The sequence below is a fragment of the Pseudomonas sp. MF6776 genome, assembly GCF_016613125.1.
In the GTDB taxonomy this organism is placed as follows: domain Bacteria; phylum Pseudomonadota; class Gammaproteobacteria; order Pseudomonadales; family Pseudomonadaceae; genus Aquipseudomonas; species Aquipseudomonas iridis.
This window is the reverse complement of record NZ_JAENSQ010000029.1, coordinates 53,170-67,643: the sequence shown is the minus strand read 5'-3', so window position 1 is coordinate 67,643 and position 14,474 is coordinate 53,170. Positions and strand designations below refer to the sequence as shown.

The following is a 14,474-nucleotide window of genomic DNA, read 5'->3' as shown; positions in this document are numbered from 1 at the left end:
GCCGCAGGCGTATCTGGCTAGACGCCCAGGACTGCCAGTTTCACTCCTTCGAGGAACTCAATGCCTGGCTGGGCCAGCGCTGCCGCGCGCTTTGGAACGAGCTGACGCACCCTCAATACAGCGGGCTCAGTGTGGCCGAGGTACTGGAGTTGGAGCGCGCCGAACTGATGCCTATGCCCGCGGCCTTCGACGGTTACGTCGAGCGGCCTGCGCGGGTCTCCAGCACCTGCCTGGTCAGCGTCGGGCGCAACCGTTACTCGGTGCCGTGTGAGTACGCGGGTAAGTGGGTCAGCAGCCGTTTGTATCCGACCCGCATCGAGGTGGTGGCCGATGATGCGCTGATTGCCAGCCATGCGCGCTTGCTGGATCGCGAACAGGTCAGCTACGACTGGCAGCACTACATCCCGCTGATTGAGCGCAAGCCCGGCGCGCTGCGCAACGGAGCGCCCTTTACTGATCTGCCAGCGCCGCTGCGTCAGCTTAAGCACGGCCTGGGGCGTCATGCCGGCGGTGACCGGATCATGGCGCAAGTCCTGGCTGCCGTACCGGTCGCCGGACTCGATGCCGTGCTGGTAGCCGTTGAGCTGGTACTGGAGAGCGGCAGCCTGAGCGCCGAACACATCCTCAATGTCGTGGCACGGCTGACAGCATCCGAACCACCACCCAGCGTCGAAACCCACTTGTCGCTCAAGGAAGCCCCCGTCGCTAACACGGCGCGCTACGACCGCCTGCGTGGCCAGGCCGAGGAGGTCGGTCATGCGTGATTTGATGGCGGAACTCAAGGAGCTGCGCCTGCACGGCATGGCCACGGCCTGGGCGGAGTTAACTGCACAGGGTGAGTCGAACACAGCCTCGTCCAAGTGGCTGCTCGAACACCTGCTGGAACAAGAGCACACAGATCGCGCCATGCGCTCGGTGAGCCACCAGATGAACATGGCCAAGCTGCCGATGCACCGCGATCTGGCCAGCTTCGATTTCAACGCCTCTAGCGCCGACGCACGCCTGATCAGCGAGCTGGCCAGCCTGGCCTTTACCGACACCGCGCAGAACGTGGTGCTGATCGGTGGGCCAGGCACCGGTAAAACCCACCTAGCCACCGCGCTGGCCGTGTCCGGCATCACCCGGCACGGTAAGCGCGTGCGCTTCTACTCCACGGTCGATCTGGTCAATCTGCTGGAGCGCGAAAAACACGACGGCAAAGCCGGGCGGATCGCCCAGGCACTGCTGCGCATGGATCTGGTCATCCTCGACGAACTGGGTTATCTGCCGTTCAGCCAGGCTGGCGGTGCGTTGCTGTTTCACCTGCTGTCCAAGCTGTACGAACACACCAGCGTGGTGATCACCACCAACCTGAGCTTCGCCGAATGGTCGAGCGTGTTCGGCGACGCCAAGATGACCACCGCCCTGCTGGATCGGCTGACCCACCACTGCCACATCGTCGAAACCGGTAACGAGTCCTATCGCCTGCAACACAGTAGCTTGGCGGCCCAGGCCAAGATCAAATCACGGGAGCGAAAGCGTAAGGGCGGCCAAGAACCGGAGGACGATGAGCCGTTCTGATTTCATGGCGACGACGGCCTGCTACATGGCTGCGTGTGGCAGGTCTTAAACAACTGAACTGGGCTAGCGAAGGAGTGGGGGCAACAGCAGCTGCGCTGGTAGACTTATCCACAGTTGCTGGTAACAAAATCAGCAATCCGCCCTGGGTCAAATTTCAATCGGCAGGGTGGGTCAATTTTCCATCAGCGCCAACATTCATGTCGTCCAGGAGGGCTAACCCTCCTCCTCCAAGCGGTTGATTTCGGCAATTACGCCCTGCATGTTTTCGATCGCAATTTCGGCGGCTTTCCGGGCCTTGCCGAACAGTGATTCCTTTCCTTCAAGCAGGGAGTCGAGGCGGTTGTTCTCGCGCCGGAGCTGCTTAGCAATGGCATCAAAGTCTTCACCCTCAGGGGGTTTCTTGCCCTGGAGCTTGAGTTCCATGGCTTCGGACTGCTTCAGCATCAGATCGCGAACAACGGTACGCTGAGTCGCGCTTTTTTCGTCGAACCCATTGATGCTTTCGAAAACCTTCACGGCCGCTTTCACACTGGACAAGGCTTTGGTGCCTACTTCGGACTTCCCTGCCTTGGTTTGAGTGGCTGCCTTCTCAGTATTCACGCCAGATGCACCATTGCTGCTCGAGGGAGCATTGTCACCTCCCGCCTGGCCGCCGGCGGCCTCGGCTGTCTTCTCTTCGGTGCAACCTTCAGCCATCTGCTGAGAAATACTCGCCGCCCCATCCGGAGCATCCGGAGCATCCGGAGCATCGTTCGTAGCATCTGAATCATCAGCCGAAGAATTGGACGCGGAGCCACCCTCGCCACCGAAGAGGTTCGGGCCAAAATCCATTATTGTGTCGTCCTGAGGTGTTTGCATGTGGGGTACTCCTTTTCTGTTCGGGCTTTAACCTATGAAATCACCCTTCCAAAAAATCCCAACCCTCACGTCTCCTCAGCGTATCTGGCCTGCATTTTTGCCTTCACCCGATTCTCCAGCCTCTTTGCTACGTCCACAACAAACGCAAGGAACTGAAGATCGAGGCCTTCCTCAACCTCATTCATGATGTCGTCGGCAACGCCCTCAGCTTCTCGACCAAACTGCATTCCTGCATCAGCCATTTCGAACAGTAGCTGAGCCGCTGGCTTTCTCTCCGAGGTATAGAAAATGTCCGACTCTTGCTCGATCGCGGCTATTTGGTTAGCCGGCGCTTCGTGTGCTGAATCAGCATCTTCATCATCGTCAAGCGGCACCGGCGGTGGCAGGTGACTGCTTTTTTCTGGGGGCGGAAGTGACTTATTGGACAACGCAGGTTTCGCTCTGCCCTCCTCTCTCATGTCCTTCGCGGCCTTACGTATTGCCTTAGGCCCGCGGCTACACAACTCTTGCTGAGCCTCTTTCTCGAGCTTAGCCACCTGTTCCGCGGCGGATACGCTCACTTCACCAGATTTGACAGCATCTAACAGCTCTTTGGTGCCGTCCCGGACAACCTTGCAGGCAGAAGACACAGAGCGTGGGCTGATACCCAGGACTTTGGCTGCCTCCTCAATAGCCATCTTTGCGGCTTCCAACTCCTGCCCGGCTGCTTTCTCCAGGTCAACAGTGATAGCGCTGTTCCCACGCAGTGAGGACAGCTCGGCAGCGATCAAAGCCCGTTGTGCTACGGTGAGCTGCCGGCGGTAGAGGTTCAAAGAGAGGACGTAACCCAGGGCATCATCTCCTGTGTATTCCTCTGTTCGTGGTTCGATCAGCAGATCCTTGCAAACGCGATATCGGTTACGCCCATCAAGGATCTTTCCTTCATAGAGAACGATCGGTGCACGCTGTCCGTTGGTATCGATATCTTCAAGCAGGGCTTCGTAGTCATCACCGATGATTAGCGGAAAAAGCTGAGCGTAATCGTGAAACGCCAAATCATAGCTTTGCATAAGCAGCTTCTCGTTCCGGGTTTTATCAAGGAACGATAAGTCGAACACATAAATAAATGACGCCTTTTCAGGTCGTTTTTGCGTCTGAATTTGCGGCCATCTTGCTGGCCTGCCTTCGACATTCGCGCAAAAAAAACCCTGCCGTTTAAGCAGGGGTTGTGATCTACAGAAGCCTAGGACAATAAATCTAAATCAATATTAAATCTTCTCTTGAAGTTGGCTTATTAATTCCTCGAGAGCTTCCTGATCTGGTTTGGTGTCAACGAATCTAAGCGACTTGTCTGAAAGGACTTCCATGACGCCCCATTTCAATTCATGTAAATCCTGGCCCGGCTCCGGTGGCGTCTCCCAGTAGGGAAAGCTTCTGACTACATGAGGCGGCATCTTTGTGATCATGGCTGAATCTCGGTATTTTCTGTCAAGGCAAAGGCTGCATGCTAATCAGTGTATAAATATACAGTCCTGCATCACTACACAAAAACGGCGTCAAAGGTTCGTCATCTTTTCAGCTCGTAAACTGGTTGCAGGACGGCAACACCTATAAAAAGTTGTCTCACAGCACAGCATAAGCTAGGGCCATGTCTACAGCAAACATTAGGCCATCACAGACCATTTAAGGCGTGATAAGTTTCATTAATTTGATGTTTTTTGAGCTTTTCTGAGCGCCGCTAAGCCGACCCGTTCCTACAGAAGGAAAGCGAACTGGCGGTGGTAAAAGCATAGGTTATCGCGGAGATCTATGTAGATCATTTCCCGTCCGGAGTATGGGATGGCCCGTGGATAGCCAACCTTTGAGCTTCTGAGCTAAGCCCATGGCGCTCGCCCTACTCTCCGCGCGCGCTCAAGCAACCAGGGAAGCGAATGAGCTTGTGCGCGTCCTGAATATCGACTCCGATCGGATCGAGCTCGGATCTAGGCATCGGCCACGGTTCATTCGCACTCACTCACCGACACCTTCGGCCTGAGCCAGCCTTGCCTGCGCACCTCTGCCATCGCCGCTTCCAGCTCAGGAATCGAGGAGATGTCGCAAGACACCGTTGGTTTTTTTCCTTTGCGGTCTGTCGGCAACTGCAATATGACCTGTTCAGGATCGCTCAGGGAGACCTTGAATTTTATGCTCGGGAGTCCGCTAAAGATGATGCTGGTCTTCGTTAGGTTCAGCTCAGCTGAAGCCTGCCGCACCTCACCTTCGTGCTCATACGCCAGCGAGATACGGTGTTTGGTTGAATTGCTCATAGATAACCCCTGGCGCTTGGTCTGCGCAAATTTGCGTGACGCTTAGTGCTTTGTTTTGAGCCCGCGCCTCGCCTCGGATGAACCGATCTTCGCTGCTCAACATGTGAATCCGCGCTGGGGCCGAACACTTCAGCCAGTGCTCTGAAATCACAGAAAACAGCTCGATACGGCTCAGGCCGAGCAAATGCTCAGGCTCAATCTTTGACAGCTGTGCGAGCGTGGTGAATCGTGTCTGCGGTTGCACCCTGAGCTCTGGTTGCGCGACTGCGGTTGCCATATATCCCTATCTCGAAGTCTGAAAACCATATTCTGTCATGGCATTTCGCCTTCGTGTTCGCGTTTTCTAACCAGTTTCGCGTCTGAAATAATTCATTACGACACTACTGATAATCATTCGCTTGTAATCAGGGAGCGATCAATGGTCTTCAAGAAAGCCTCAAATTGTTCCGCCAGCCGCTTCGCATCTACCGTTTTCTCGCATCGAAACTCGACTTTTTTCCCATCTACACGAACCTTGCCTATCCCACTGATTTCTTTATCGGTGAACTTGCCCGGCGTCTTCTGCTGATCACGCGAGGCAAGCTCCTTCGCTAACCATCGTAGGGCATGCTCCTGCGTCCATTGATGATCGCGCATAGAGGTAACTGCTTGCAGAAGCAGCGCCGGCTCGGTACGACTGAATTCAATGAAGTCCTTTGCCCATTTCCCGCCGATAAGCCCCGGATTCGTGTCGAGTATTGCTCGCACTTCCTCTGGCAGATCCATTAGGAGAAGACACCTGCTAACTATCGAATGGTTGACCCCTACCCTGCGCGCGAGAGCACGAATCGAGCTTTCCTCCCCTGCTCGCATGATCGCGGCATAAGAACGGCCGCGCTCATACTCGGTCAGAGCTTCCTGTCCCTCGTTGTCGGTTAGGGCCAGAATCTTCGCCATTGCATCCGTAACGGAGCGTACATAGGCGGTCACGGTTTCCCTGCCCAGCAGCTTGTGAGCACGCCAACGGCGCTCGCCGCCGATCAACTCATAAACTCCATCCCCGACAGGGCGGACCGTCAACGGCTTTACCAGTCCAACAGAGGCGATCGAGTTCGCTAGATCCTCAATAGCTGCTTCGCTGAAGGTCAAACGAGGTTGAAACGGAGATACCCGAATCGAATCGACCTTCACCTCAGCAAGAACGCCGCTGTCACTTGCGGCAACAGCCTCATCATTATGACCTGGTGCTGGAGCTAACACTGCGGCCGGACTTGGCGCACTGACCTCCTGTTCTGCCCGTTGTGCGGCGAGCATGTCTGCAACGGAGACCCTGAGATTAGGCTCAGCAATTTCCGCGGGTGGGCGAACTCCAGTGACCCATTGAGGGGGGGTCTTTTTTTGACCTGGGTAATCCTCCGACTTGGCCATATTTCCTCCGAAACCTAGTGGTGGTGCTCCGAGCACCACTCAATTCTCAAGATTTAAGTGGTGCTCCGAGCACCATTATTTTCTGATTTTCGCTGGTGGTGCTCCGAGCACCACTCAAATCTAACGACCCTGGTGCTCCGAGCACCACCTCAATCACTGCGCGGCCAGATCGCGTATTCGTTTCAGCGCTTCACCAAACACGCTGCGCATCGAGTCAATCGTTTTGGAAGACGCACCTTTCCAGACAAGCAGGGGAACGCCTTGATCAAGTGCTTTTCCGTAATCCTCGGAGTAATAGAGTTTTTCCTCTGATACCCGACCAGGGAAAAGATCATTCAGGACAACCAGGTTACTGAGGATGCGTTTGCGGTTGCGGATGAACATCGTAGGAATAGCGAGCACTCCTGGAGAGCGGCGATACGCTTTCGCAAATCGGACCATCCAGTCGTTAAGCCGCATCAGAGCCCGGAACGAAAATTTGTCCATCCGCACGGGGCAGAGCACAAAGTCGCTGGCAACGATAGAGTTCTTGGTGAGCCTGGAGGCGGTAGGCGCGTTGTCGAACAGAATCACATCATAAGAGGAGATATCGACACCTGGGATTTCTCCGCTACGCGCCCGCTCAAGCCACCCGGCGTACCAGAAGTCCATGTTATTTTCGGCATCGAGTGCGACGGCCAGGTCTTCAAGGTATGCATCGGCAGGAATCAGGTGTGGCCCGTTTTCACCGAATGGCTTCTTGACCACTTCCTCGAAAGTCATCGGATCAAAACATCTCACCCGGAGATCGGGACTCAGGAGGCTACCAAAGTGGCCGGCGACATAGCGATCGGCAGGTATTCCCATTGCCTCGAGATCTGATAGTGCGAGATCTGGATCGTAGCCAAACACGCTGGACGAATCGCCTTGAGGATCGTTATCAACGCAAAGCACCCGCAGACCCGCGAGCTGAAGATATACAGCAAAGTTGACCGAGGTTGTCGTCTTTCCAGTGCCGCCTTTCTGCACGAACGTCGAGATAACAATCTGCCGGGGCAATCCCTTTGTGTAGCCTTTCGCTCGTCGAAGCGCGGCGATGTCAAAAATGTCGCGAAGCGTGTAAGCCCTGGATGTGACGGTTCCTCGCGGAACCCGCCGAATCTCGATGCCGTTTTCGTCTTCAATATCCTTGAGGCGCCGGGTTGTAAGGCCGAAGCAGTCGGCCGCGAACTGGGGGGGATAGAGGAGGGCGTCGAAGTCGGTGTAGTTGACCGTTTCTTCTTCAAACTGCTCGCTTGACTGCTGCATGACAATCCCTGCATTTGCTGAATACAGGGTGGATGATAATACGTAAAGCCGTATTTTCAAGGCTAAATCATGGTAGGGGTGTTTTTTACGCTGCTTATCCCGAACTGAAGGCTGGTTTTTGTGCCTATCAGTTCGGGTTTAGGGCTAGATTTTATGGTTAGACGCGAACTGGCTTTTGCATGAAGAGAGGAGGGCAGTTCTGTGATCTGGTTAGGCGTACTGTTTTTGAGCTTGGGTGCGTGCGCGTTTGAAGTCGGCGCTGATGTAGTTGACAGTGAACTGAGTGTCCAGTGGATGCGATTCGACAACCACCTCGGTGGAGCCAGATAAGAAGGTCACGTTTTCAAAGCCAAGGCCGGATTCATCAGTGCTGATTTGCAGTTGGTTCCTGAAGCCATTTAGCACCTCCTCCAGATGGAGCTTGTCAGCTTTTACCGTAGCTACATCCAGGACCCCTTCAGCATTAAAGGCCAGTTGAATGTCACTGACGCCCTCGAGATTGACCTCCCACTCTGAAAGGTTCAGTACCGGCCCGCCGGTGTAGGAAGTACCAATCTTGTCGATGATGGTGTAGTGCTGCTGGACGTCTACGATCGTCGTAACGCCTACAGCTAGGCTTACCGGCTCCGGCGCTATAGCAGCCATGCTGAGCAGATAAGCTGCGACGCCCGCGAAAGCGGCAGTATTCATTGGGTTCCTCCAGGTCGTGTTCGGTTGGGATCATTTTCTCCTCGCCGACCTGGTGGGTGTGCTGCTTTCGAACCGAATTGTCGTCGGAAAAACGGCCTTCGGATTCTGAGTCTGCTTTTGGCTTCGGTTTTGGCCTTTGCTTCTCAACCTTCAGAAAAATTAGCTTTCCAGTTTTAAAAGCCTTTTAACTGTTTTTCTCTTGTTGTTCTCTTGTTTTTAGAAGGCTGGAGCCCTTGTGCCACGGGGCCTCCAGAGGACCATCGACTACAAATTACGGCATTGCGACTACAGATTCCGGCATTGCGACTATGGATTCCGGCTGATGCGACTACAGATTCCGGCTGATGCGACTACAGATTCCGGCCGTTATCCACAGGCCGGATAGGAGGGCCTGGGTTGCGCCTAACGACTACAGATTCCGGCTGTTGGGTGGCCCACGTAGCACGAGTTTGATTTTTCATGGCTCGATTTCAAGCCATTTTGTGCTCTGAATTTGCCAGCGTGGGCTAAGGCTTCGCCAAAAAAACTATAACTCATTGATTTTAATAGATATTTGCATGATTTCGTCGTTTATTTGACGTTTATCCCTGTGCTGCCCCATGCCCGCGTTGAATCGCCAATAAATAGTCTTCCCAGTCCTCATCTGAACCTATCGACTACAGATTACGGCTGCTGTAACAGCCATCCGCCCGATACGACTACAGATTACGGCTATGCCTGGACGGGCGTTACCAGGCAGCAGTGGCATCCAATTCTTTGCTATCGACTACAGATTACGGCTGCGGATCGAAGGTATCGCGCACCATCGACTACAGATTACGGCTGTGTACGCGCCGGACGGGAGGCCAATCGACTACAGATTACGGCTTCCACCTATCGACTACAGATCCATGTACCGTCGAGCTATCTGAATAGGTGGTTGGCTGTAAGGCCCATGGTTACTGGGGGGTTAGAGATTAGACGACTCCTGGGTATCGACTACAGAGGAATCTCTCTGTAGGGTTCCGTTATTAATCGTAGGGCCAGACATGTCCAATTTACCCAAACCTACCAAACCGGAACCTAAGCCGCTCCGGGTCACGAAATCCAATACGCTGATTACCGCGTCGTACCGGCTGACCCTCAACGAGCAGCGGTTGATCCTCGCGGCTATCAGCAAGCTCGATCCACGAAGGCCCATGCCGAAAAAGGTGTCCGTGTCGGCCGTGGACTATTCGGATATCTACGGCGTCCAGCTCCGGCATGCCTATGAGCAGATGAAAGTGGCAGCTGATGAGCTGTACGAGCGCGACATCAAGACCTTTGACGGGTCCGGCATGGAGCGGAAGCGCTGGGTTGATCGGGCCAAATACCTGGATGGTGAAGGTCGCGTTGAGTTGTCGTTCACCATTCATGTCATGCCCTATCTCACGATGCTGTACAGCAAAGTGACTAGCTATGATCTACGGCGGGTAGCCTGCCTGGACTCGAGCCATTCATTCCGGCTGTTCGAGATGTTGATGCAATTTCGGAAGACTGGATGGGCCTACATCGAGGTTGAAGCCTTGCGGGTAGCCCTTGGCTTGTCGGATGCCTATCAACGATTCAATAACCTCCGCCAGAGGGTCATAGATCCGGCAGTTGAGGAGCTGAAGACAAAGAGCAATCTGGATGTCAGCTACGAGTTGAGAAGGGAAGGGCGGAAGGTGATCGCTATCAAATTCACCTTCTGTGATCTCGCACAGCTCCCGCTTAATCTGGAACTTGACCCTGAGGATCTTCCACCGCTTCCTGAGTATGACCCTGCCGAAGAAAGCGAATGGCTGGTCACTAAGCCCCTGGGCGAGTTGGCTGAAGCTCAGGAAGCTGGACTGCTGTTCGCTGTTTCGGCGGAGGAAGAAGATCAACCTGATTAGCATGCGTCGTCATCTTACGACCGTTTGTGCCTTTGTGAGCAGTGTCGCCGGTGCTTTTTCCCGCCCATGTCGTCATTTGCCGCCCTTTAAGTGCCGCTCCCACAAAAAACCCGCCTTAATGGCGGGTTTTTCTTAGCCCGGTCTGGAGCGTGCAGGGCTCAGTAATTAGGCACAAGCGTGAAGAGGCTTCGCCGCCATTGGCATACATCCTCGCCTGTTGCTCGGCCAGCGGTTTTGAGCGCGTCGAAGACGCTCAAAGCAAACGACATTGCAGCCTGGTCATCTTCGTGAAGGTCGACAATCACAACAGGAAACTGGTCGCCGTCATCAGCATCTGGTGTTGCTATGGCGACTGTCTGAATTCCCCAGGTGATACCGTCATCGTAAGGCTCTACAACAAATCGCTTGAGCCGGCGAATCATGCCCTCACGAATCATCTGAATCAGATCGGTGCAGACCGGCTCCGATTGGCGCTGCTGGAAAAGTTGGATGGCTGTCATAAGCTACGGCTCCCTTGATATGCGCTCATCCTGCCAGCAGACCCGTAAATCCCAAACGGAACTCCCCTGTCTTTGTTCGGCATCAGATTGGTGGCGAACCCTAGCATTCTTTTCCTCCCAGGCAGGGCGTCCTATTTCCGGCGTGAGGTGGCGGAAGATCAACGAGGGTGGGAGTGGCTACGCAGAATGCTGTTTGCATGCCAGAAACATCACCGTCCCAGCACTCGCATTCGGCATCCCAAGCTTCGCGATTAAAGTCGAAGGTTGTCCCGAGATCAACAGTCCCATCCAGGGTGGGGTATGCCCCTCTCAAGGTTCCGTTGATCAGCACCGCGTAGCAATCGTCGCCGATTTGCAATGCTTTCCCTGGATTGGCTTCAAGATGACGCTGATAGGAAGAAAGGGTCTCGTCGTAAGTCATGGTTGCTGCTCTGATTCCGGGTGTGAGAAGACATTGCCAGCTCTACAGAAAAACCCAAATCCTGAAGAGGACAGAGCTAGCAGCCCCCCGCTTGGGTTTGTGCGTGGCTATGCAACCATGGAGCCATATCAGAACGGAGATCCAAGGGATGAACTTCACCCACGAACAGGAGCCAGCGATTAACTCGTTGGCCCGTATCGTCAAGCTGGTGGCTTTTGCTGGAACAGGAAAGACCACTACGCTTGTTGGCTATGCCAAGGCTCGGCCTCAATGCCGTCTGCTCTACCTCTGCTACAACAAAAGCGTCGAGATTGCTGCCAAGCAAAAATTTCCGCCGAACGTGACGTGCAAAACAGCCCACGGCTTGGCTTATGCGTCGATCGGATCGAAGTACAGACACAAGCTTACGAGCAACCTGCGCCTGACCGACATCGCAAGGATTATCGGCTCTCAGAACTGGGAATTGGTGCGCAGCGTGCAAGAGACGCTGAACAATTATTTGGCCAGCGCGGATGACGACATCGAGCTATGTCACTGCCCCGTCAACAAGCTCAAAACGGAGCGAATGAAGCGCGCCGCCGGCAGCATCGTAGAAGGAGCCAGGCAGCTTTGGTTGCAAATGTGCGACATCCATAACGAGGCTGTGAATATTACGCACGACGGGTACCTCAAGCTCTGGGCCCTGTCGAAACCGAACTTGCGGGACCGTTACGATATTGCGCTTGGAGATGAGGCACAGGACATCAATCCAGTGATTGCTGGTGTGCTTGCGCAGCAGGCGGCATACGGTATGGGTGTAGTCGTCTGTGGTGATGGCCATCAGATGCTCTACCGTTTCAGGGGGGCTGTAGATGCTCTCAATGCAACCTGGCTCGACAAAGCGGAAGTCCATTACCTCACTCAGTCGTTTCGATTCGGGTCTGCCGTTGCGCACGTGGCCAACATGGTTCTCGCGTTCAAGGGCGAATCCCGCCAACTGGCTGGGCTTGGCGGCGAGACTCGTGTTTCTAAGGCATTACCAGCTGACCTTGAACATCGAACCGTACTCTGCCGCACGGTAGTTGGAGTGATCGAGACGGCGCTGGCCAATGTAGAGGCCGGTGCAAAGATCTACTGGGTTGGGGGGATCGATGGTTACAACCTCCAGGATATTGAAGACCTACATGCTCTATCAAAGGGGTGGCGTGACCGAGTGAAGGGGAAAAAACTCCTCCAGGAATATCCTGATTACGATCTCTACAAGCAGATTGCCGATGAAAGCCAAGACCCCGAGATGAACCGTTCTATCAAGATCATCGAGCAGTACAGCGCGGATCTTCCGGAGTTGTTTGCCAAGCTGCGGCGCAATGCTGTCACCGATGAGCTTGAAGCCACCATCACTCTCAGCACCGCGCATCGCTCGAAGGGCTTGGAATGGGATGCTGTGCAACTGGCTGAGGACTTCACCTTCGATCCATTCAATCCGGACAACGAAAAGGAACCATGGATTGATGAAATGAACCTCCTCTACGTCGCGTGTACGCGTGCTATGCGGGTTCTGGCTGTCAACTCGACGATGTTGGAGATCATGAAAGAGTTCGTCGACCGGCGTGACGGCCGCAAGCCAAATACCCCGATGGTTTTCAGAAAGAAACAGGCTGCTGCCGCGTAGTGCTCCTCGATCATTGGGTTATCCGGGGCTCGTACTAGGATCGGATTTGACCATTAGGTTGCCGATGGAGCGTAGATGAGTCAGAAAAAGCCAACCCAGCGGGATCTGGACCTGCTAGCGATGCCGAGCATTGCCAGCCAGCTACCTGTTTGCTTTGAGAATAAAACAGCCTGGCATGAGTTCGTCGGCGAGTGCCGCGGCTGCAACCAGCCCATCCCGGATGAGCATCTGAGAGGAGCTGTTACCCGACCGGCGCAGCGGTGTTTCACGATAGAAGCGAGTGGCCACTGCGCGGAGTGCAAGAGCATCACCAGGTTCCTACTTCGGCTTCATGATGATTTGACGGCTTCAGGCCCTATGAACGGGGTGTGGCAGACATGGAAACCGAAGCGGAAAAGCGTCTTCAGTTGGCTGCTTCGACTCTTGAAACCAACCCGCTAATCACAGGAGATATTCTCATGCCAATTTCTACAGGCCAGGCAGCTTTGCTTCAGCAGCTGCGTGATCAAGGCTATGTAGTCTTGCTCGTTGAGCCGAGCGAAACTGAACACATCAGTCGAGAAAGGTTGGAGAGCCGTTTGCGGGCCGATGCAGCCGATCACATTGAGGATCTGTTGTCCCTTGAGGCAGTCCGAGTTCGTTGAGCTGACACGTAGCAAATAAAGCCCGCCTCGAGCGGGTTTTTTTGTGAGCGGATTTTGGGATACTCGATAATACCACCCCTTCAATCGCGAGATGGCTTTCGCACCCTCGGGGTCGCTTCTGGTTAACATGGAGCGGAGGGGGAGGAGGGCGCAACGGATAGGCGCAGTGAAGGGGTGGTATTATGAGGATTCCTAGATGACTGACGCAATTGTTTCCGCTTACGAGCGCTTGGTCGAAACGGTTGGGGCTTTCAATGAGAAGTGGCCCACATTGGTTGTCGGCGGGATGATATGGCGCATCCCGCTCCTCACTGAACAGAGGACGCCATCTCGAATCAGTGTCCAGGTGCTGACAGGAAGTGACGCAATCAAGGTCGCTGTAGAGGCGCTACGCGAATTTGAGCGCGATCTCGGCCAGGCTCCAGGTACCGTGCTGCGTTTGCCGGGGTACTTTATCCTCTCCGGATCGATACTCGATGAGGGTAGGGCGGTGAATCGCTGCAAGAGCGAGCTGGTGGACGCGATCGAGGCTGAGCGCCTGTTTCGCAACGTCGCCGTCAGCCGTCGCTCCCACATCATGCGCCAGGCCCTGGGGAAAAATTTCTCTCTCAACCAGCTGAAGCGCGCAATTCAGGTGTTTGATGCAGCTCCAAGACAGATCACATTCACCTGGGCCGGTCACACCTCAGGAAAAGAGCGTGTCACTGTTGGCCACGTCCGTGAGGTACTGCTCGCCGAGGCCCATGAAAAGGCTATGGCCACCGGCGAGCCGGTGGTGAATAGCCCCCAATGGATCGATCTACGCAGCATCGCGAACATGGCTGAAACCGATGTGTTGGATGTGCCCAAGCCTATCGCTCCGCATCCACGGGCCATGCTGTGGTTTTCCGAGCGCAGCCGTTACGACGCAATGCTCCATGCCAACCTCCCATTCTTTGTACTTGACGGGCAACCTGCTGCAAGAATCGTTGGCCTCAAGGACTTCGATAGAGACGCGCGATCAGCAAAACGGCCTGACGTAAAGCAGCGATTGCCGGCACTCCCTGGGGGGCGCTTTTTCGTAGCCTCATCCAGTGCGGAATCAGTTGCCCAAGAGCCCAGCGCGCCGGATGGGCTTGAGGTGCTATCGACGTACCGAGAGTCGGTCAAAGACACCGCCGGACGGAAATAGATTTTCCTTATTTATCAATAAGTTATTCGCATAATAGGGATTATGTTAAACGAATAGCACCCTAATAATTAGGACGCAAAGAATATCCCTCATTGCTCTGAGCTG

General features: G+C 54.6%; 14 protein-coding genes. 6 read left to right on the top strand and 8 right to left on the bottom strand.

The annotated features are described in order from the left end of the window. On the top strand, positions 1-764 hold a 764-nt coding region (locus tag JJD74_RS24825; RefSeq protein ID WP_442793289.1), incomplete at its 5' end, for a Mu transposase domain-containing protein. Then, entirely contained in the window at positions 757-1,560 is an 804-nt protein-coding gene (gene istB, locus JJD74_RS24820; RefSeq protein WP_011911830.1) for an IS21-like element ISPst3 family helper ATPase IstB, read from the top strand. The genes JJD74_RS24825 and istB, both read left to right, overlap by 8 nt. Positions 1,561-1,773: 213 nt before the next feature. On the opposite strand, the gene JJD74_RS24815 is transcribed toward istB, so the two are convergent. The 6 genes from JJD74_RS24815 to JJD74_RS24790 form a co-directional block, all read right to left on the bottom strand. Beyond that, positions 1,774-2,418: a hypothetical protein gene (locus tag JJD74_RS24815; RefSeq protein ID WP_023082873.1), complete on the bottom strand. Its 645-nt coding sequence runs from the start codon at positions 2,416-2,418 to the stop codon at positions 1,774-1,776. Positions 2,419-2,483: 65 nt separating this feature from the next. Further along, the gene (locus tag JJD74_RS24810) at positions 2,484-3,467 is read right to left on the bottom strand and encodes a ParB/RepB/Spo0J family partition protein (protein ID WP_023082874.1); all 984 of its coding nucleotides are present in this window, start codon (positions 3,465-3,467) and stop codon (positions 2,484-2,486) included. A gap of 930 nt (positions 3,468-4,397) precedes the next feature. Beyond that, entirely contained in the window at positions 4,398-4,703 is a 306-nt protein-coding gene (locus tag JJD74_RS24805) for a hypothetical protein (RefSeq protein WP_023049065.1), read from the bottom strand. A gap of 390 nt (positions 4,704-5,093) precedes the next feature. Further along, positions 5,094-6,110, bottom strand: a complete 1,017-nt coding sequence (locus JJD74_RS24800; protein ID WP_031312470.1) for a ParB/RepB/Spo0J family partition protein — start codon at positions 6,108-6,110, stop codon at positions 5,094-5,096. A 153-nt stretch (positions 6,111-6,263) separates the two neighbouring features. Next, entirely contained in the window at positions 6,264-7,397 is a 1,134-nt protein-coding gene (locus tag JJD74_RS24795; protein ID WP_083377969.1) for a ParA family protein, read from the bottom strand. A gap of 210 nt (positions 7,398-7,607) precedes the next feature. Continuing rightward, positions 7,608-8,087 carry a partitioning protein gene (locus JJD74_RS24790; protein ID WP_083377970.1) on the bottom strand — a complete coding sequence of 160 codons (480 nt, stop codon included), beginning with the start codon at positions 8,085-8,087 and terminating at the stop codon, positions 7,608-7,610. Positions 8,088-9,115: 1,028 nt separating this feature from the next. On the opposite strand from JJD74_RS24790, the gene JJD74_RS24785 reads away from it, so the two are divergent. Continuing rightward, positions 9,116-9,982, top strand: coding sequence for a replication initiation protein (locus tag JJD74_RS24785; RefSeq protein ID WP_083377971.1), 867 nt, complete (start codon positions 9,116-9,118; stop codon positions 9,980-9,982). 158 nt (positions 9,983-10,140) lie between these two features. Here the strand turns inward: JJD74_RS24785 and JJD74_RS24780 are convergent, their stop codons facing one another. After that, a complete protein-coding gene (locus JJD74_RS24780) occupies positions 10,141-10,482 on the bottom strand; it encodes a hypothetical protein (protein ID WP_083377972.1) in 342 nt (113 codons plus the stop codon). Between the two features lie 100 nt (positions 10,483-10,582). Beyond that, positions 10,583-10,903, bottom strand: coding sequence for a hypothetical protein (locus JJD74_RS24775; protein WP_143479508.1), 321 nt, complete (start codon positions 10,901-10,903; stop codon positions 10,583-10,585). Positions 10,904-11,051: 148 nt separating this feature from the next. Between JJD74_RS24775 and JJD74_RS24770 the strand changes: the two genes are divergently transcribed. From JJD74_RS24770 to JJD74_RS24760, 3 genes are all read left to right on the top strand, one after another. Then, positions 11,052-12,554, top strand: coding sequence for a UvrD-helicase domain-containing protein (locus JJD74_RS24770; protein WP_083377995.1), 1,503 nt, complete (start codon positions 11,052-11,054; stop codon positions 12,552-12,554). A gap of 377 nt (positions 12,555-12,931) precedes the next feature. Next, entirely contained in the window at positions 12,932-13,198 is a 267-nt protein-coding gene (locus JJD74_RS24765; RefSeq protein ID WP_179195537.1) for a hypothetical protein, read from the top strand. Positions 13,199-13,394: 196 nt separating this feature from the next. After that, entirely contained in the window at positions 13,395-14,369 is a 975-nt protein-coding gene (locus tag JJD74_RS24760) for a DNA replication terminus site-binding protein (protein WP_086223403.1), read from the top strand. Positions 14,370-14,474 lie beyond the last annotated feature (105 nt).

Excerpts from the sequence above, each read along its gene's own strand:
- JJD74_RS24770 (WP_083377995.1), top strand. The coding sequence starts at position 11,052 with ATGAACTTCACCCACGAACAGGAGCCAGCGATTAACTCGTTGGCCCGT.
- JJD74_RS24760 (WP_086223403.1), top strand. The coding sequence starts at position 13,395 with ATGACTGACGCAATTGTTTCCGCTTACGAGCGCTTGGTCGAAACGGTT.
- JJD74_RS24810 (WP_023082874.1), bottom strand. The coding sequence starts at position 3,467 with ATGCAAAGCTATGATTTGGCGTTTCACGATTACGCTCAGCTTTTTCCG.
- JJD74_RS24775 (WP_143479508.1), bottom strand. The coding sequence starts at position 10,903 with ATGACTTACGACGAGACCCTTTCTTCCTATCAGCGTCATCTTGAAGCC.
- JJD74_RS24815 (WP_023082873.1), bottom strand. The coding sequence starts at position 2,418 with ATGCAAACACCTCAGGACGACACAATAATGGATTTTGGCCCGAACCTC.
- JJD74_RS24795 (WP_083377969.1), bottom strand. The coding sequence starts at position 7,397 with ATGCAGCAGTCAAGCGAGCAGTTTGAAGAAGAAACGGTCAACTACACC.
- JJD74_RS24790 (WP_083377970.1), bottom strand. The coding sequence starts at position 8,087 with ATGAATACTGCCGCTTTCGCGGGCGTCGCAGCTTATCTGCTCAGCATG.
- JJD74_RS24765 (WP_179195537.1), top strand. The coding sequence starts at position 12,932 with ATGGAAACCGAAGCGGAAAAGCGTCTTCAGTTGGCTGCTTCGACTCTT.
- JJD74_RS24785 (WP_083377971.1), top strand. The coding sequence starts at position 9,116 with ATGTCCAATTTACCCAAACCTACCAAACCGGAACCTAAGCCGCTCCGG.
- JJD74_RS24800 (WP_031312470.1), bottom strand. The coding sequence starts at position 6,110 with ATGGCCAAGTCGGAGGATTACCCAGGTCAAAAAAAGACCCCCCCTCAA.
- istB (WP_011911830.1), top strand. The coding sequence starts at position 757 with ATGCGTGATTTGATGGCGGAACTCAAGGAGCTGCGCCTGCACGGCATG.
- JJD74_RS24780 (WP_083377972.1), bottom strand. The coding sequence starts at position 10,482 with ATGACAGCCATCCAACTTTTCCAGCAGCGCCAATCGGAGCCGGTCTGC.
- JJD74_RS24805 (WP_023049065.1), bottom strand. The coding sequence starts at position 4,703 with ATGAGCAATTCAACCAAACACCGTATCTCGCTGGCGTATGAGCACGAA.